This is a genomic window from Micromonospora chokoriensis (genome assembly GCF_000718555.1).
Classification (GTDB): domain Bacteria; phylum Actinomycetota; class Actinomycetes; order Mycobacteriales; family Micromonosporaceae; genus Micromonospora; species Micromonospora chokoriensis_B.
The window spans coordinates 267,007-284,202 of the sequence record NZ_JOAN01000011.1 but is presented as its reverse complement, the minus strand read 5'-3'; the positions used below and the strand labels follow the sequence as shown (position 1 = coordinate 284,202).

The following is a 17,196-nucleotide window of genomic DNA, read 5'->3' as shown; positions in this document are numbered from 1 at the left end:
AAGGAGGTCTGACCGTGGCGACACCAGTCCGGGCCAGGCCAACCGGCGTCGGCCGCAACCGCGAGTCCCCGCTGCCGCCGGTCCCCGGCGCCAGCCAGGAGGAGATCCGGCGGCAGAACCTCGGCGCTGTGCTGCGCTACGTCCACCTGCACGGGCCGACGTCCCGGGCCGAGCTGACCAGCCGGCTCGGCCTCAACCGAAGCACCATCGGCGCCCTCGCGGCCGACCTGGTCGTCAGCGGCCTGGTCACCGAGGAGGCGCCGACCACCACCCGCCGCGCCGGCCGCCCCTCACTGGTGGTCAGCCCCCGCTCGGACCGGGTCTACGCCCACGCGCTGAGCATCGACGCGGACCGGCTGCGTGCCGCCCGGGTCGGCCTCGGTGGGCAGATCCTCGACCTGCGGGAGATCCCCCGACCCAGCGGCATGTCGGCGATCGACGCCGTCGGGCCCCTCGCCGACCTGGTCCGGGACATGGAAAGCTCGGTGGCCGGCGACGCGCTGCTGGTCGGCGGCGCCGCCGCGGTCACCGACACCACCCGGGACCCGGACGGCAGGATCCGGGTCGCCAGCATCGACGAGACGCTCGGTGCCGCGCTGGAGGCGGAGTTCCGCGCCGGCCCCGGTTTCGTGGCCGGCGACCTGGCCGACATCGCCGGCCTGGCCGAGCACGTCCGCGGCGTCGCGGTCGGCGTGGGTGACGTCATCTACCTCCACGGCGACCTGGGCATCAGCGCCGGCATCATCGTCGGTGGCCGACTGATGATCGGCCACCGGGGGCACAGTGGCAAGGTCGGCCACATGGTCGTCAACCCCAATGGCCTGCCCTGCGGCTGCGGTTCGCGCGGCTGCTGGGAGACCGAGATCTCCGAAGCCGCGCTGCTGCGGCACGCGGGCCGTGACCCGAGCGACCGCGCGGCGGTGGCCGAGGTGCTGCGCGCGGCGGCGGAAGGCGACCCGACCGCCCGCGCGGCGGTCGAGCAGGTGGCGGACTGGCTCGGCTTCGGCGTGGCGAACCTGGTCAACGTGGTCAACCCGGACGCTGTGGTCTTCGGCGGCTCACTGCGCGACATCTTCACCGCCGGGGCGGACGTGGTCCGCGAACGGTTGGACACCATGCCACTGCCCGCCTCCCGCGAGCACCTGCGGTTGCGCGCGGCGGCGCTCGGTCGCGACGCCGTCCTGATCGGCGCCGCCGAGCTGGCCTTCGACAAACTCCTGGCCGACCCGCTGAACGTCGGCGTGGCGGGCCAGGTCGGGGCCGCCGAGCCCGGATAGCCGCGACTGCTTGCCGCTGCGCGCCCGGTCGGCCCTTCCTCTGCACGGGACGATGGGCGACCGACCGGGCGGGATCTCCCCGCCCAGTCGGTCGTCGTCGGCTCAGCCGCCGGGACGCAGCACCCGGCTCGGGCCGGCTGCATTGTCCGCCGCGGCCTGACTGCGCTGCGTTCCGGTGACGCAGACATCGTCGCCGAGGAACGCCTCGCGCCACACGTAGCCGGAGACGCAGGTGTGTGGCCCGTACGGGCCACATGACCCAGCGGCTCGCGGCGACCGCGTTGTCCGCGAGCACCTGGGATCGCGTCGCGCCGGTCACGCAGACGTAGTCGGACTGGTCGCCGTCGCGCCAGACGTACCCGCTGACGCAGCTGTTCGGGCCGTACACCAGCCGGGCCGGATTGCGCCGGGACGCGGCGGCGGCGTTGTCCGCGGCGGCCTGGCTGCGCTGCGTTCCGGTGACGCAGACATCGTCGCCGGCGTACGCCTCGCGCCACACGTAGCCGGAGACGCAGGTGTGCGGGCCGTACGGGCCGTTCACCCAGCGGCTCGGCGCGGCGGCGTTGTCCGCCCACACCTGGCTGCGGGTCGCCCCGGTGACACAGACCAGGTCGCCGGCGCGGGCCTCCCGCCAGACGTACCCCTGTAGGCAGCGGTTGACCACGTCGGTGCTCACGCTTACCGACGCGGCGTTGCCGGAGATCCAGTTGACGCTGATCTGCACGCCGTTGGCGTTCAGCGACTGCGCCGGGCCGCCGCCCGGCCCGGTACGCAGCAGGGTCGGGGTGCCGTTGCGGACCTCGTGCAGCAGCACGGTGTCGGCGGGGATGCCGGCGCTCCAGCCGGTCTTCCTGCGGAACTCCACCGTGTAGTAGCGGAACAGGTCGGCCGGGTCGAACGGGATGCGGACCAGCTGTGGGCCGCTCGCGGCGGGCACCTCCAGCGGCGCCAGGGTGAGCGAGCGTGAGCCGACCCCGTCGGCGGCCATGGTGAAGATCCGGTTCTTCGGCAGCCAGCCCAACTCGTCGCGGTTGGGAGCGTTGAGCCCGACCGCGCTGGTGCCGTAGTTCGCGGTGCCGAAGGCGTAGATGTGCATGGCGCTCATCTCGTCCCACGGGTCGTCGTACTCGCCCGGCTGTGACCAGGGCGCGTTCTGGTACGTGGTGTCGTTGGAGAACGAGTGGCCCAGGTTGTAGCCGTGCAGCATCTCGTGCGCGGCGAAGCCGACGTTCCAGGCACCGGGGTCGAGCAGCACCCGACCGCCGGCCGCGCCGGAGTCCACCCAGTCGTTGAGCATGACCGCGATCCGGTTCCCAGCGGGCACCGCGTAGCCGGCGGCCGCCGCGGTGTCCACGCAGCGCTGGGTACGGGTCCACCGGTCGGTCGTCTGGAACTGCGCCAGTGTGTACGGCATCGTGTACCAGCCCCGAACCACCGAGCCGGCCAGCGACACCCGGCCGCCGGACTGGTCGGCCAGGTAGTCCGCCACCCCGCCGGTTCCGACGCCGGCCGCCGTGAGGAAGTTGGCGAAGTGCGACGGCGGCTGCGGCTCCGCCGGCTTGTCGCTGAACTTGCAGAGCAGCACCGACCACGGGGTCGCGTTGCGGATCGGGCTGGCCGCCGCTGGGGCGGCTGGCAGTGCCACCGCACCCAGTACGGCGCAGGCGAGCGCCACGGCGGACGTGGCGACCCGACGGAGAATTGTGGATTTCACACGCGCGCTCCCATCGCTGCGGCCCGCCGAACGCGGACCCTGCGGTCCACATCGGAGCACTCAGCGTGACCAGGTGGGCGCTTTCAGTCGTGTTGGCGACGGGCCGGAATCCGACTGCGCGGACGGGTGCTCGCCGAGGCCCTCGCTCCCCGACGAGCACCCGTCGCCCAGCTAGGCGATCCGGCGAACCCGGCGCACCGCGAGGTAGAGCAAGAGCACGGCCAGGGCGACGAAGATGCCCGTCTCGATGCCCTGGAACAGCCAGAACCGGTCCGCCGGCTGGTACAGCTCCCAGTTGTACGCGCCCGGCTTGAGGCCCAGCTCGGCGCCGCAGGCACGGCCGTCCGGGCCCTTGCCGCCCGGCGGGCACTGGATCCGGGTGTCCTCCGCGACCATCGTCCCGTCGGCGTTGCGGATGCCCACGGAGAGGACCCAGTCACCCCGGTCTCCCTCGGGTATCCCGCCACCCTCGATCGGGAAGGTCTGGGTGCGGGCCGGCTGGTAGTGCGGTCGGGCCAGGATCGCGATCGCCGCCCGTACGCCGATGAAACCGGCGAGGGTGATGCCCATGGCGGGCAGCATCCGCTTCCACACGGTGCCAGCGAAGACGCCGAGCGCCACCGCGAACAGGGTGTAACCGATCGGGACGACGCCCTGCAGGTCGAAGACGATCAGACCGAATCGGCCCTCGTGCGCGCTCTGGGTGAGCGGCTCGGCCCACCAGGACATGCCCAGCCCGTAGCCGACCGCGAGGAGCAGCACGGACGCGCCGACCAGCCCGAACTTCACCAGAGCCCAGCGGGTCCGGCCGACACCCTGCGTCCAGACGAACCGGTGCGTGCCCTGCTCCACCTCCCGGGCGACGAGCGGAGCGCCCCAGAAGAGGCCGACCAGCACCGGCAGAGTGATCAACAGTACGGCCACCAGGTTCAGGCTGCCGTACTGGTTGGTGAAGCGGTGGAAGCCCGCGTTGCAGGCCTCCGTGGCTGCCTCGCTCAAGGCGACCGGCTTGACGCAGTCCGCCAGACCCAGGTCGGCGAAGGTGTGCCGCATCGACAGGCCGATCGGCACCATGACGGCGGCGAGCACCGCGAACCCCAGCAGGGTGTAGAACGCCTGCTTGCGGTGTTGCCGCCAGGTCAACCAGATCATGCCGCTACTCCCCACTCGCTGTGACTGGTCTGCGTGGTGCCGTCGGCCAGGTGGGCCAGCACGACGTCCTCCAGGCTGACCTCGCGCACCGTCCAGGCCGGATCGGTGACCGGCCCGTCGGTGCGGACCAGCAGCGTGGACTGCCGGTCGGTGTGGCTGGCCCGGACCACTGCGGTGACGCCCCCGATAGCGCCGCCGTCGTGCCGGGGGCCGACCAGTTGACGGTGCTCGGCGACCAGGTCGTCGACCGCGCCGGTGAGCTGCACCTGGGAGGCGTTGAGCACGATCAGGTAGTCGCAGACCCGTTCCAGGTCGGCCAGTAGGTGCGAGGAGAGCAGCACGGTGGTGCCCGACTCCGCGACGCTGCCCATCAGCGACTGGAGGAACTCCCGTCGAGCCAGCGGATCGAGGCTGGCGACCGGTTCGTCGAGCAGCAGCAGCCGGGGCTGCTTGGCCAGCGCCAGGGCGAGCGCGACCTGGGCCCGTTGACCGCCGGAGAGCTTGCCGACCGGCTTGTCCGGTGGAATGCCGAGCTGCGCCAGCCGGGTGCGGGCCAGCGCGGCGTCCCAGCGTTTGTTCAGCTTGCCGCCCGCGATGACCAGCTCGGCGGCGGTGAAGTCCCGGTACAGCGGGGTGTCCTGGGCCACGAATCCGATGTCGGCCAGGCCCTCGGTGTCGCCGTACGGCGATCGGCCGAACACCCGGACCGTGCCCGCGTCCGGCTTCAGCAGGCCGACAGCCAGGTGCAGCAGCGTGCTCTTGCCCGCACCGTTCGGCCCGACCAGTGCGGCGATCCGGCCAGCCGGCAGGTGCAGCGAGCAGTCCCGCAGCGCCCAGGTGCTGCCGTACCGCTTGCCGAGCCGGTCTGCTTCCAAGACCACGTCCATCCGTTGTCCTCTCGTTGCGCTCATGCGGGCTCCTTCTCTGGGGCGTCGTCGGCGAGGGTGGCGCGCAGCGTCGTCTCCACCAGGGCGATGACGTCCTCGGCCGTGAGGCCGGCCGTCTGCGCCCGGTGCAGCCAGGCGACCAGGTCGTCGCGCAGCTCGGCCTGGTTGGGCAGGGAGGCGCCGGCCAGGGTGCGCTGGACGAACGTGCCCACCCCGGGTCGGCCGCCGACCAGACCCTCGATCTCCAACTCCCGGTACGCCTTCAGCACCGTGTTCGGGTTGATCGCCAGGGATTGCGCGACGTCCCGAACCTTCGGCAACTGGTCGCCCGGTGTCAGCAGGCCGACCCGCAGCGCCTGTTTCACCTGCTGCACGAGCTGCATGTAGGTGTTCACCTTCGACCGGCTGTCCAGTACGAACTCGATCACTCCCGAGGATCCTTCCTGTTGTCCTACGACAGTAGGACTAATAGACAGCTTCACCGGCAGGCGGGCGGCTGTCAAGGCCAGCGCGGCGCGGCGCGGCGCGATTCGTCCGTGCCGTCGTGCCGACCGTGGTGGCACCGGCAGGCCAGAGGTTGGCACCGACGGGTCAGCCCGATGGGAAGAACGCGCTGGCAATCCGTGTGGACGGGGAGGTGTTCGATGGTCACCAACGAACTGACGACGTCGAGGGCGACTCCACTACAGGCCGCTCGTGCCCGTGGTCGCGTACGCGGGCGGTTGATCCTGCTCGGCCCGGCGTTCGTCGCGGCCGTCGCCTACGTCGACCCTGGCAACTTCGCCACCAACTCCGCCGCTGGTGCCCGCTACGGCTATCTGTTGGTCTGGGTCGTGGTGGTGGCCAACCTGATGGCGATGCTGGTGCAGACGCTCACCGCGAAGCTGGGTCTGGCCACCGGGCGCAGCCTGCCCGAGCTGTGCCGGGAGCGCCTGCCCCGGCCGGTGAACCGGGTGATGTGGGTGCAGGCCGAGCTGGTGGCAATGGCCACCGACCTGGCCGAGGTGATCGGTGGCGCGGTCGCCCTGTACCTGCTCTTCGGCATCCCCCTGCTGCCCGGCGGGATCATCATCGGCACGGCCGCGTTCGCCGTGCTCGCGCTGCGCTCGCGCGGGTACCGCGCCTTCGAGATCGCCATCGCCATCCTGCTCGGTGTGATCGTCCTGGCCTTCGCCGCCAACCTGCTCGCCTCCGGCTCCGATCCCGGCTCCGCCATGGCCGGCCTGGTGCCGCGCCTGCAGGGCACGGACAGCGTGCTGCTCGCCGCCGGCATCCTCGGCGCGACCGTCATGCCGCACGTCATCTACGTGCACTCCGCGCTCACCCGCGACCGCATTCCCGCCGCCGACGACACTGAGCGCCGGATCCTCTTCCGCGGCCAGCGCACCGACGTGCTGCTCGCCCTGAGCGCGGCCGGCGCGGTCAACCTCGCCATGCTGCTGATCGCCGCCGCCAGCTTCCGGGGTGGCGGCCCGGGTGGCGCGGACAGCCTGGAGGGAGTGCACGCCGGGCTCGGTCAGAGCATCGGCACCGTCGCGGCGTTCGGGTTCGCCGTCGCGTTGCTGGTCTCGGGGCTCGCCTCGACGAGCGTCGGCACCTACGCCGGAGAGGTGATCATGCAGGGCTTCCTGCGGCGGCGGGTGCCGCTGCTGCTGCGTCGGCTGGTCACCCTGCTGCCCGCTCTGGCGGTGCTCGCCATCGGCCTCGATCCGACCCGGGCGCTCGTGCTGTCCCAGGTCATCCTCAGCTTCGGCATCCCGTTCGCGCTGATTCCGGTGGTGGCCTTCACCCGCCGGCGCGACCTGATGGGCAACCTGGTCAACCACCCCCTCACCACCGCCGCCGCGTCCCTGGTGGCCGTGTTGGTGGTCGCGCTCAACGCGTTCCTGCTCTGGCAGGTAGTCACCGGGTGAGCCGGCTGGCTGCCTGGGGCCGCTCACTCCCACGAGCGTGATGCCTGTGAGTCATCACGATGACTCACAGGCATCACGCTCGTGGCGCGACCGTGTCGGGCCGGCGGGAGCGGGCGTGCTCAGGTGCGACGGCCCTCGTCCCGGGCCGGGATCTCCTGACGCTGTTCGAGAGCGTCCGCCGGGTTGGCGTCGGCGGGCAGCGACGTCGCCTCCTCAAGCGTGCCCGCCGGGAAGGCGCCCTGTTCGGCCAGGTCGGCCTCGGCCGCCTCCGGGTCCACGTCACCCGACATCCGGTCCGGCGGCCCGACGTCGAACGCGTCCTGTCGTTGCTCCAGGGCATCCGCCTCCGGAGGGGGAAACGTGTCGCCCTGATCGTCCCGGTACGTGCTCATCGGTGCCTCCTGCCCGGCGGGTGTCGACATGCCGCCGGGCCGCTGCCTACCCGCCACCGCCGCACTCAGGCCGCCCACGCCGGTCAAGATGTGCGGCAGGGCCCCCCGGTCGGCCCCCGCACCGTGGTCGGCGCCCCCAGGTCGACCGGGGCCGGGCCGCCCGAGCAGGCCAGCGCGCCCACCTGGCCGCCGGCGAGGATGGGCGCCGATGCCGTACCGGTCAGCGCCAGTCGACCGGCCACGCGCGCCCCCACCAGCGTGACGTGGTCGGTGGTGCCGGTCAGCGCCACCGCGCCGCGTACCTCGGTGTTCAGCAACTCGACGGCGGTGGCGCGAGACGCCGCCAGATTTCCGGCGATGGAGGAGCCTTCGGCGACCAGCGCGGCGCCGGGCGCGACGGTGACCGGGCCGGTCACGGTGGCCGCGCGCAGGCAGGTGACACCTGCGGTGACCGTCAGCGGGCCGGCCTGTCGGCCGCTGAGCACGGTGGTGCAGGCCGGGGGTGGCGGGATCAGCGTGGCCACGAACGCGCGCGCCGTGCCGATGTTGCCGACCGCGTCGATGCCCCGGTATTCGACGGTGTGCCGACCGTACCCGGGGGACCGCTCGGCGAACGGGGACACCGACAGGCCACCCGAGCCGAGATTGCCGTAGACCAGGCCGTCCACGTCGGTGCCGGTGGCGGTGAACAGAAACGGCGATCGGGCGTCGGTGGGCCAGCCGTAGTAGTTGTGCCACCCGTCGCCGTCGAGCCGGAACTCCGAGGTGACCTGCCCGGTGCCGTCGTCCGTGCCGGTCAACCCCATGGTGAACGGGCCGTTGTACACGTACTCGGGCGCTCGGCCGGGTCGGGTCGTGGTGAGCAGCGGCTCGGAGAGCGCGTACGTCACGTCGGGCCGCGTCGCGTCGACCGTCCAGGTGCGGGTCACCGCCTTGCCGGTTGCCGGGTCGCTGACCCGGGCGGTCAACCGGTGGGTGCCCCGCGACAGGCGCAGCGCCCCCAGATCCACGTCCCGGTCGGTGCCGGTGTCGGCCACCGGTCGTCCGTCGAGTGACCAGCGCACGCGCGGCGCCCGATCGGTGGGCTGGCTGGTCCGTACGTACACCACGTCGCGTGCCCCGACCGGCCGATCGGTCGCGGTGGACGCGGTGATCGCGAGCGGCGGCGACACCGCCGGGGTACGCACCGCAGTGTCCACGGTCCACGTGCGGGTCTGGGTCAGCGCGGGTGAATTGCGGACCGCCGGGTCGCGGACGAACTCCGTCGGGTCGGTCACCGTGGCGGTCACCGTGTGCCGACCGGGGGAGAGCCGCAGTGCCCGCAGATCCAGGTGGCGGGCGTTACCGGTGCGCGGCACCGCGTGGCCGTCCACCGACCACGTCACGGTCAACGCGTGGCTCACCGGGTGCAGAGTGTCCACCCAGAGCAGTCGGTCCGTGCCGACGGCCTGGTCGGTGGCCGTGCCGCCCTCCAGAATGCCGACCCGGCCGGCGACCCGTTCGGTCATCCGCTCCCGGCCGACCTGGTCGAAGTAGAAGCCCAGCGACTTCATCATCGAGTGCCGGCTCGGCCGCCACACTCCGCGCTGGAGGTACAGGCCGCCCTCGTAACGGCCGATCGTCCCGCCCGACTCGCTCGGCTCACCCAGCCAGCGCCACCACTTGGACCGGGTGTCGCGCATCTGCCGCTCGGTCAGCACTGTGTGATGCGCCGAATCCGGTTCCGGCCCGCTGTAGGTGTCGCCGGGCACCCCGCGACCGTAGTAGTCGTACTCGTCCTGCAAGCCACCGAGCGAATGCCCCAGCTCGTGCGGGCTGATCAGCGCGGAGAGCGCGTTGCCGCCGGAGGCGGTGGCGTTGCTGCCACCGGCCCCACCGTAGGTGTCGCTGTTGGCCAGCGCGATCAGCTGCCGGTTGCCCGGGTTGGTGCCGATGGCCAGATCGGCGTACGCGTTCGCGGTGGCGCCGTCGACGGTGAGCAGGCGTTGCACGCTCGCCGGGTTGCAACCACCCCAGAAACCCATGCCCAACGCGGTGTCGCGTTGCGGCGCGGACAGGCCGGGGTCGCAGTCCACCCCGGACTCCGCCGAGACGATCTCGACGGCGTAGACGTTGAAGTAGCTGCGGTAGGACTTGAACGGCTCGATCGTCCAGAGGGTGTTGAGGTGCCGGTCCACGTGTGCGCGGAAGGTGGGCAGGTCCGCCTCGGTGTAACCGTCGCCCAGCAGCACCAGGTTGAACCGCGTCGCCGGGTCGCCGGTGACCTGGATCGGCACCACGGTGGCGCTGTCCACCGAGGTGGCGGCCGGTGTGGCGGCGGCCGGTGTGGCGACCGTCAGCCCCGCCGCGACAAGCGCCGCCACGCACAACCCCGCTCTGATCCGCACCCTGTGCCCCTCCCGTGTGCCGGCCGGTCCCGGCAACGCCGGGCGCCGGGCCCGGCTGGGGCGCCGTCGTCCGGGTGTGCCATGACCGTGGTCACTTCGGACCGTACCGGCCGATGGGCCGACAGGTAACCCTCAATGGACGTCGTGGTCGGTCACACCCCCAGGAGCGCGGCCACCGCTGCGGCGGTGTCGGGGTGCCCGGCCAGCAGGGCGGACATCGCGGACCGGTCGGCGGGCGGGTCGGGCAACGGTTGCCATCCAGCCGGGCAGCCGAGCAGCGCGGCGACAGCGTCGACGGCCTCCGGGTGGGCGGCGAGCAGTACGCCCACCCGCCGCTGCGGCGCGGCGACGGTGACCGCCCGGGTGGGTGAGGAGGGCGCCACCCACGGCGGCACCCAGGAATCCAGCTCGGGTAGCGCGGTCGGAAAGGTGCGCCCCGCCTCGCGGATCAGCAGCGGGACCAGCTCCGGCCCCTGATCCCGCAGGGTCGAGATCAGGGTGGGCAGCCAGGGCAGCAGGACCGGGTCGGGCAGCCGGGCGAAGGCGTTGGACATCGTCTCGACGACGAACGGCGCCAGCCCGGGCACCGGCTCCAGCGCGTGCACGAGCCCGGCTAGGTACTGCGGGAAGGCCGGCACCACGAGCGGATTGGCCAGCAGTTCGGCACATCGGGCCCGCAGCTCGGCCAGCGGCAGCAGGCCGAGCTGGTGCTGGCCCGCCCAGAGCAGGGCGACCTTCGCCGGCGCCGTCGGGTGCGCCTGCGCCACCGCCAGCTCCAACTGGGATCGGTCGCAACCCAGCGACAGGGCGAGGCCCTCCATGGAGAACAGGAAGCCGAGCATCGCACCGACCTGCCGGACCTCCGTCTCCTCCGCAGCGATGGCCGTCGGCAGCAGGGTGCAGTAGTGCGCGTACCCGGTGGTCACGAACGCCTCGCACCAGGGCGGCAGGGTCGGCGCGGTGGCCCGGTAGTGGGCCAGCAGGCGGCGGATGCGGCGCAGCACGTCCGGGGCGTCGTCGACGGTGCGCTCGGCGGCGAGCAGGTCGACAGCCCGGGCGCCCAACTCGTCGACCAGCCGCGGGCTGTCGAGCAGCCGGATGGCGTCCTCGACGGCGGCGAGCGCACCGGCGGCGGTGGCATCGGGGCCGCGTACCGCCCGGCGCAGCCGTTGTTCCAGGACCTGCTCGACTGTCACCCCCTCGTAGCCCAGCTCGATCAGCGCGCGCTGATTGCGGCCGAGCGCCAGGTCCCAGCTCTCCTGGATCGAGCGGTGCCCGAGCCGACGCTCGCCCATGATCGGGCGGACCGCGTCCGGTGGCAGCAGGTGCCGAAGGATCCACAGCAGGTCCGAGCAGCGGGCCAGCTCCGGCTGGCCGGCCAGATCCAGCAGCGCCCGCTGGACGGTTCGCTTCTCCAGGGCCAGGCCGAGCGGCTGCAGTCGGTCGAGCACGTCGCGGGCCAACGGCGGAAGGGCGTCGTAGCCGACCTGACCGAGCCGGTCGCCGCCCAGCAGGATCTCGCAGAGCCGCCGGACGTCCCGCCGGCCGGGCACCACGTCCTTCTCGATGCAGGTGACCGCCGCGTCGGCGAAGTCGTAGGGGGTGGGTCGGGCCCGGTTGCGCAGACCGGCCAGCAGGACCGAGGTCTCGAAGACCGCGATCGCGTCGGCGGTGCTGGCCAGGTACCCGTTGCGCCGGGCCAACCGGACGATGTCGACGCACCAGCCGCGCAGCTCCGCCTCGTCCAGGTCGAACAGGTCGGGCGGCGCGGCGAGGAAGCCGGTGAGCCGGTCGCTGACCGGCCCGGCGGCGGGGGAGGGCGCCGCCGTGGCCTGGCCCCGCCGCCTCTGGGCGGCCGAGGTGCGCTGGCCGTCCAGCCGGTACGGGGATAGCCCGTGCCGGCTCACCGCCTTTGTCCAGGTCGCCGCCGCTATCGACACCGAGCCGGGCGCCAGGCCGAACTGGGTCTCGATCGCGGAGTGGCTGGACGGGATCAGCCCGTAGCGCCATCGGGTCCCGGTGCGCGGGGTGATCTCGAAGTCGTCGGCCGTGGAGCCCAGCCCGAACTGTTCGACCCGGCTGGCGGCATGGAACGCGCCGCAGACGTAGAGGCAGTCGGCCGGATCGACGCCGGAGGTGGCCAGGTGCTGACGCATCCGCGTCCACATGTACCGCTCGCGGTCCTCGTCCCGGTCCAGCCGGTCGGAGTCGGCCGGGCGGAGTCGCCGGAACAGGCTGCCGACCAGCACCATCACCTGCCGGTAGGTGTCGTGGTCGGCGTCTGCCAGCGGGCGTTCGATGTACTGGTCCCACCACTCCGACCAGTGCCGCACCTTGCCGTGGTGCAGCAGGTATGCCTCGAGCTCCGCGAACCGGGGTCGTAGGTCACCGATCTCCACCCCGACGGCGTCGCCGTGCAGGGCGGAGTCGTCGCCGGTGTCCGGGGCCGCCCCGACGTCCCCGCCCTCGGCTGCCGGGCCAGCGTCGGCGGGGGGCGGCTGGTCCCTCGGGGACCACTGGAAGACATGGTCGGTGGAGCGGTCCACCAGCACCAGCTCCACGCCCGGGGTCTCCAGCGCGTACGCGATGGCCTGGTATTCCGCCGACGCCTCGGTTACCGGCGCGACGACGCTGAGCGGCCCGGCGTCGGCGGGGAAGCCGGACAGCTCCGAGGCGAACGCCTGCACCGCTACCGGGAGGCGGCAGTTGCGCAGCTCCCCGAGCAGCGGCTGGAGATCTTCGCACAACTCCAGGTAGATCACCCGGGGCTGCTTGGCCCGCAGCCGACGCACCATCGCGAGCCCGGAGGCTGGCGAGTGGTGGCAGACCGGGAAGATCTCCAGTCGCTCGCCGAGTGCGCGGTCGACATCGTCGACCATCCCGGCGAGGATCGCGCCGAGCGCGTCGGGGCTGCCCGCGAACGCGGCGGCCGCGCTGGTGAGCTGCTCGCGTAGTGCCCCGAATGCGTTGGCGACGGTGGGTGCGGTCACGACAGGGACGCGATCGACTGGCGACCGCCGTCGAGGAAGCCCGCCCACCCGTCGTCGTCCTTGCGCGCCCGTGGCTCCACCACGCCGTGCAGGTACTTGTTGAGGATCGCCAGGTCCTCCGGGCTACGGCGGGCCAGCGACCCGACCAGCGACCCGGCGAGGGTCGAGGAACGCAGGGTACGGTCGCCGAAGAACTGGCTGTGCAGGATGGCGTCCTCCAGGACACCAATCTGCTCGGCGGTGGACAGCGCCGATTCCAGCTTCTCGTCGTCACTTGTCGCCGCGGCGGCGCCGGCCCGCAGGTCGGCGAAGCTCTGCAACAGGATGTCCAGCAGGGTGGGCGGCACGTCCAGCTCGATGCGGTGCCGGCGCAGCAGCTCCTCGGTGCGGAAACGGACGATCTCGGCCTCGCTGCGCTTGTTGGTCACCACCGGGATGCGGACGAAGTTGAACCGTCGTTTGAGCGCCGAGGAGAGGTCGTTGACGCCCCGGTCGCGGCTGTTCGCCGTCGCGATGATCGAGAAGCCGGGCTGGGCGAAGACGATGTTGTCCTGGTCCAGCTCGGGGATGGCGACGTACTTTTCGGACAGGATCGAGATCAGCGCGTCCTGGACGTCGCTGGTGGAGCGGGTCAACTCCTCGAAGCGGCCGACCACGCCGCGCTCCATCGCCGTCATGATCGGTGACGGGATCATCGACTCCCGGGACTGCCCCTTGGCGATCACCATGGACACGTTCCAGGAGTACTTGATGTGGTCCTCGGTCGTGCCGGCGGTGCCCTGCACCACGAGGGTCGAGTTGCGGCAGATCGCGGCGGCCAGCAGCTCGGCCAGCCAACTCTTGCCGGTACCGGGATCACCGATCAGCAGCAGGCCACGGTCCGATGCGAGGGTGACGATGGCGCGTTCGACGAAACTGCGGTCGCCGAACCACTTCTGCGGGATCTCCCGGGACAGGCTGTCGGCCCGTTCCGAGCCGAGGATGAACAGCCGGACCATGCGCGGGCTCAGGCGCCACGAGAACGGCTTCGGGCCGGTGTCGACCGACTCGAGGAAATCAAGCTCGTCGGCGTACGTGACCTCGGCGGGGGCGCGCAGCATCTCGGACATGAGGGTTGGCTCTCCTAGGTGAGGAAGTTCTTCAGCTCGACGACGAGCTTGCGGATGTGGCCGGAGATGACCGGGGTGCCCTGGTCCTTGAGGCGCTGCCGGAACCAGGGGTTGACGCTCTGCTGCCCGGAACTGCTGACCGAGCCGACCGGGATGACCCGGGCACCGGAGCGGTGGACGGCCTGCAGACCGTCGAAGACCGCCTGGTGGTTGGCCTCGTAGAAGTCGGAGATCCACACCAGCACGGTGTTCTTCGGCTCGGCGATCTTCGGCCGCGCTAGCGCCAGCGCTGCCGTGCCGTCGGTGCCGCCCCCCAACCGGGTACGCAGCAACACCTCGAACGGGTCCTGCACCCACGGGGTGAGGTCCAGTGCCCGGGTGTCGTAGGCCACCAGATGCACGTCCACCTTCGGCAGACCGGCGAAGATCGACGCGAGGATCGTGCAGTTGACCATCGAGTCGACCATGGAGCCGGACTGGTCGACCACGACGATGAGCCGAGCCGGGGTGGTGCGCCGGGCGGTGTGCCGGTAGTAGAGCCGGTCGACGTAGAGTCGCTCGTCCTCCGGGCTCCAGTTGGTCAGGTTCTGCCAGATGGTCCGGTCGAGGTCCAGGTTGCGGAACACGCGCTTGGGCGGCACCGAGCGGTCCAGGGCGCCCACGCTGGTCTGCTGCACCTGCGTCCGGAGCGCTTCGGCGACCTCGTCGACGAAGCGTCGGATCAGCGCCTTGGCGTTGGCCAGGGCCACCCCGGAGAGGTTGGCCTTGTCGCGCAGCAGTTGCTCGATCAGTGACATGCTCGGGGTCAGCCTGCTGGCCAGCGCCGGGTCCGCCAACACCTCTCGCAGGTGCATCCGCCGTACCAGGTCGCCCTCCAGCCCTGCGAGGGTGGCAGCCAGCTCGCCGCCCTGGCGGCGCAGCTCGCCGGGCTCGCACCCGAGGGCCTGCTCGAACCAGCCGGCGTCGGACTGCCAGCGGGCCAGTTGGGTGGCGCTGACCGGGCCGGAGCCGGTGGCGAACACGTTGAGCAGCACCTTCGACACCAGGGCGGCCCGGCGCACCTCGGCCGCACCGGGCCGGTAGGCGGTGCCGTCGTCGTCTGGCCCGTCGTCGTCCGGCCCGTGGTCGTCCGGTCGGGCCTCGTCGGCAGTGAGCAGCCCGCGCAGCTCGGCGCTGAGTGCCGGGAAGCGTTGCACGATGGTGTCCACCGAGACCGCCGGGTCCAGCAGCGCGGCCGGCAGGTCGAGGTCGTCGACCACGGCCATGCTCGCCGACTCCAGGCCGGGTTGCTCGTCGCGGTCGAACAGGCGGGACAGCAGTCGCCAGTAGAGGACCTGGCGACGGTTGGCGTCAGCGAGCCCGCTGGTGGGGATGGGCGCGTTCATCGGCGCAGCAACCGTCCCGCGCGCTCGCGCAGCACGGCCACGGCGTCGCCCGCCCGGGCCTCCTCCTTGGCGATCTTCGGATCCGTGACGCCACACGCCCAGTCGCCGTTGTGCGCCTGCACCGCTCGCCGTTTCACGGTGGCGCACACCGCCAACGGCTGGAGCTGCCACTGACCGTCGTCCCAGCGGAGCAGACCCAGCAGGGCCGACGCGGCAGCGAGCAGGTCGACGGTGAGCGGACCGGCGGCTGGCAACCGGTCGACGGCCAGCGGAACCCGTTCGCCGTCCACCTCGACGGTGAGCCGGCCATTGTCGTCGCGCACCGGGGTGCCCTCGATGAGTACCGGCTCGGCGATGCCCGCCGGGTGCCGGTCCAGCGGTGCGGTCGCTGCCGCGCTCGCCGCGGGCAACAGCACCCGGGCGGTGGCGAACGGGTCGGCAGGCTCGTCGAGGCGGACCCGATCCTCGACCCAGCCCAGGTCGCCGCCGCGCAGCGGCAGGTCGGTAACGCTCAGTGCCCGCCGCTCGGCCAACGCGGTGAGGAGCGACGGGTGCCCCGACAACAGTCGCCAGATCGCCGGCCCGACGATGGTGTCCACCTTCGCGGCGGCGACCGCGGCGCGCACCAGACGTGCCGCGTCGCCACCTGCCGGTTCCAGGATGGCGTGCAACTGGACCTGCACGACGGTGTCGTGGGTGTGCACGTCTACGCCAAGCGGCAGCAGCCGACCGGAGACTCGTGGCGCTTCGTCGGGCGGCGGCACGCCCTCGGTGAGTAGCACGCCCCGGGCCCAGAGATCGGCCCACCGGCGAGCCGGCACCTCGGTCATTGTGGCGACCGGCAGGCAGGCCCGCAGCTCCGCGGCGAAACCGTCGAGAAGGACCGCGAGGCGGCGAAGCTCCGGAATGGCCAGGGTGGCCTCGACCACCGTGGCGGCGGCGGAGAGCAGCTCGTCGTCGACGCCGCGCCAGCCGGTGACCGCCACCTCGTGCCACCACGCGAGTGCCCCGGCCAGGGCGGACGGCGTCTCGGCGGGCCGGATGCCCGGCGCCGTCCACGGTGACCGGGCCCGGCCCAGCGCCGTGTCGAGCTGCCCGAGCAGGGCGTCGTGTGCCGCGCCGAACAGCGCCGAACGCGCCCCGGCGAGGGCGGCGAGGTGCTCCGGGGTGATCGATCCGGCGATGACCGCGTCGACTGCGGCGGCCACCGGGTCGGCGAGCGGCGTGCCGGCCAGTGCGTCGGCGAACGCGGCCAGCGCCGTGGCGCCCTGCTCGCCGATCCGGCCGAAGCCGCCCGCGAGGGCGTCGTCGAAGCCGGCGACCACTTCGAGTGTGTCGATCAACCCGGTCGGCACCTCGCGCAGCTGCGCGACCTGGACGCCGCGCATTAGCGGCCCGCCCCGGTCGCCGGGAACCAGTGCAGCTCGGGCAGTGTGACCGTGCTGCCCGCAAGCTCCAGGTAGGACAGGTGACGTAGGAAGCGGCTGAACACCACCGCCGCTGAGGCCGGCTCGGGCTGGCCGTTCAGCCGGGCCAGCAGCTCGGTGCCACCGGACACTCCGTCGCCGACGTCGACCCGAAGGTAACGGGCGACCCGGTCGACGCCGTACTGCAGCAGGGCCTCGTCGACGAGCGCTTGCAGGTGCTTGCACGGGTCGCTGCGCAGACCACCGCAGGGCCGGTTGTTGTTGGTGCTGCACTGGTAGGCGTGGGTGCCGGCGGCGACCGACGAGACGTAGACCCGCTCGACGTCCGACCCACTGGAGACAACGCCCTGCAACCGCCCGTCGGCCAGCTCGACAAAGGGCACCTTGGTCAGCTTGCGGGGCCGGGCGGGCGGCACCACCGCCAGCACGCTGCGCCGTCGCCATCCGGCTCCGTCGGCCTCCGTCACGTCACGCCCTCCCACCATCGAAAATGCCCAGGGTGATGCGCACGTCGGCCCCTGCCGGCACCGCTGCGACGACACGATCATGGACCACGGGTACGA

At 72.2% G+C, this 17,196-nt stretch carries 12 protein-coding genes; 2 read left to right on the top strand and 10 right to left on the bottom strand.

The window, feature by feature from the left end; translation table 11 throughout:
* The first annotated feature begins 14 nt into the window (after positions 1-14).
* Positions 15-1,277: an ROK family transcriptional regulator gene (locus IF46_RS0117045; RefSeq protein ID WP_030489342.1), complete on the top strand. Its 1,263-nt coding sequence runs from the start codon at positions 15-17 to the stop codon at positions 1,275-1,277.
* 1,885 nt (positions 1,278-3,162) lie between these two features.
* On the opposite strand, the gene IF46_RS0117035 is transcribed toward IF46_RS0117045, so the two are convergent.
* From IF46_RS0117035 to IF46_RS0117025, 3 genes are read right to left on the bottom strand one after another with little or no spacing between them, the layout of a single operon-like run.
* Positions 3,163-4,143: an ABC transporter permease gene (locus IF46_RS0117035; RefSeq protein ID WP_030489340.1), complete on the bottom strand. Its 981-nt coding sequence runs from the start codon at positions 4,141-4,143 to the stop codon at positions 3,163-3,165.
* Positions 4,140-5,030: an ABC transporter ATP-binding protein gene (locus IF46_RS0117030; RefSeq protein ID WP_030489339.1), complete on the bottom strand. Its 891-nt coding sequence runs from the start codon at positions 5,028-5,030 to the stop codon at positions 4,140-4,142. Before IF46_RS0117030 ends, IF46_RS0117035 begins: the two co-directional genes overlap by 4 nt.
* Positions 5,031-5,050: 20 nt before the next feature.
* Positions 5,051-5,458, bottom strand: a complete 408-nt coding sequence (locus IF46_RS0117025) for a GntR family transcriptional regulator (RefSeq protein ID WP_030489338.1) — start codon at positions 5,456-5,458, stop codon at positions 5,051-5,053.
* A 216-nt stretch (positions 5,459-5,674) separates the two neighbouring features.
* On the opposite strand from IF46_RS0117025, the gene IF46_RS0117020 reads away from it, so the two are divergent.
* On the top strand, positions 5,675-6,943 hold the full coding sequence (locus IF46_RS0117020) for an Nramp family divalent metal transporter (RefSeq protein WP_030489337.1): 1,269 nt from the start codon (positions 5,675-5,677) through the stop codon (positions 6,941-6,943).
* A gap of 119 nt (positions 6,944-7,062) precedes the next feature.
* Here IF46_RS0117020 and IF46_RS0117015 read toward each other — a convergent pair whose 3' ends face one another.
* The 7 genes from IF46_RS0117015 to IF46_RS0116985 form a co-directional block, all read right to left on the bottom strand.
* On the bottom strand, positions 7,063-7,413 hold the full coding sequence (locus IF46_RS0117015) for a hypothetical protein (RefSeq protein WP_232234068.1): 351 nt from the start codon (positions 7,411-7,413) through the stop codon (positions 7,063-7,065).
* A 5-nt stretch (positions 7,414-7,418) separates the two neighbouring features.
* Positions 7,419-9,722, bottom strand: a complete 2,304-nt coding sequence (locus IF46_RS0117010) for a M64 family metallopeptidase (protein ID WP_030489335.1) — start codon at positions 9,720-9,722, stop codon at positions 7,419-7,421.
* 152 nt (positions 9,723-9,874) lie between these two features.
* The gene (locus IF46_RS0117005) at positions 9,875-12,712 is read right to left on the bottom strand and encodes a DUF5682 family protein (RefSeq protein ID WP_030489334.1); all 2,838 of its coding nucleotides are present in this window, start codon (positions 12,710-12,712) and stop codon (positions 9,875-9,877) included.
* Entirely contained in the window at positions 12,709-13,821 is a 1,113-nt protein-coding gene (locus IF46_RS0117000) for an ATP-binding protein (RefSeq protein WP_030489333.1), read from the bottom strand. The genes IF46_RS0117005 and IF46_RS0117000 overlap by 4 nt, the downstream gene beginning before the upstream one ends.
* A 14-nt stretch (positions 13,822-13,835) precedes the next feature.
* Entirely contained in the window at positions 13,836-15,206 is a 1,371-nt protein-coding gene (locus IF46_RS0116995) for a VWA domain-containing protein (protein WP_030489332.1), read from the bottom strand.
* The gene (locus IF46_RS0116990; protein ID WP_030489331.1) at positions 15,203-16,594 is read right to left on the bottom strand and encodes a hypothetical protein; all 1,392 of its coding nucleotides are present in this window, start codon (positions 16,592-16,594) and stop codon (positions 15,203-15,205) included. The genes IF46_RS0116995 and IF46_RS0116990 overlap by 4 nt, the downstream gene beginning before the upstream one ends.
* Positions 16,594-17,061, bottom strand: a complete 468-nt coding sequence (locus IF46_RS0116985; RefSeq protein ID WP_030489330.1) for a hypothetical protein — start codon at positions 17,059-17,061, stop codon at positions 16,594-16,596. Before IF46_RS0116985 ends, IF46_RS0116990 begins: the two co-directional genes overlap by 1 nt.
* Between the last annotated feature and the right edge of the window lie 135 nt (positions 17,062-17,196).

Excerpts from the sequence above, each read along its gene's own strand:
- IF46_RS0117035 (WP_030489340.1), bottom strand. The coding sequence starts at position 4,143 with ATGATCTGGTTGACCTGGCGGCAACACCGCAAGCAGGCGTTCTACACC.
- IF46_RS0117030 (WP_030489339.1), bottom strand. The coding sequence starts at position 5,030 with ATGGACGTGGTCTTGGAAGCAGACCGGCTCGGCAAGCGGTACGGCAGC.
- IF46_RS0116990 (WP_030489331.1), bottom strand. The coding sequence starts at position 16,594 with ATGCGCGGCGTCCAGGTCGCGCAGCTGCGCGAGGTGCCGACCGGGTTG.
- IF46_RS0117000 (WP_030489333.1), bottom strand. The coding sequence starts at position 13,821 with ATGTCCGAGATGCTGCGCGCCCCCGCCGAGGTCACGTACGCCGACGAG.
- IF46_RS0116995 (WP_030489332.1), bottom strand. The coding sequence starts at position 15,206 with ATGAACGCGCCCATCCCCACCAGCGGGCTCGCTGACGCCAACCGTCGC.
- IF46_RS0117020 (WP_030489337.1), top strand. The coding sequence starts at position 5,675 with ATGGTCACCAACGAACTGACGACGTCGAGGGCGACTCCACTACAGGCC.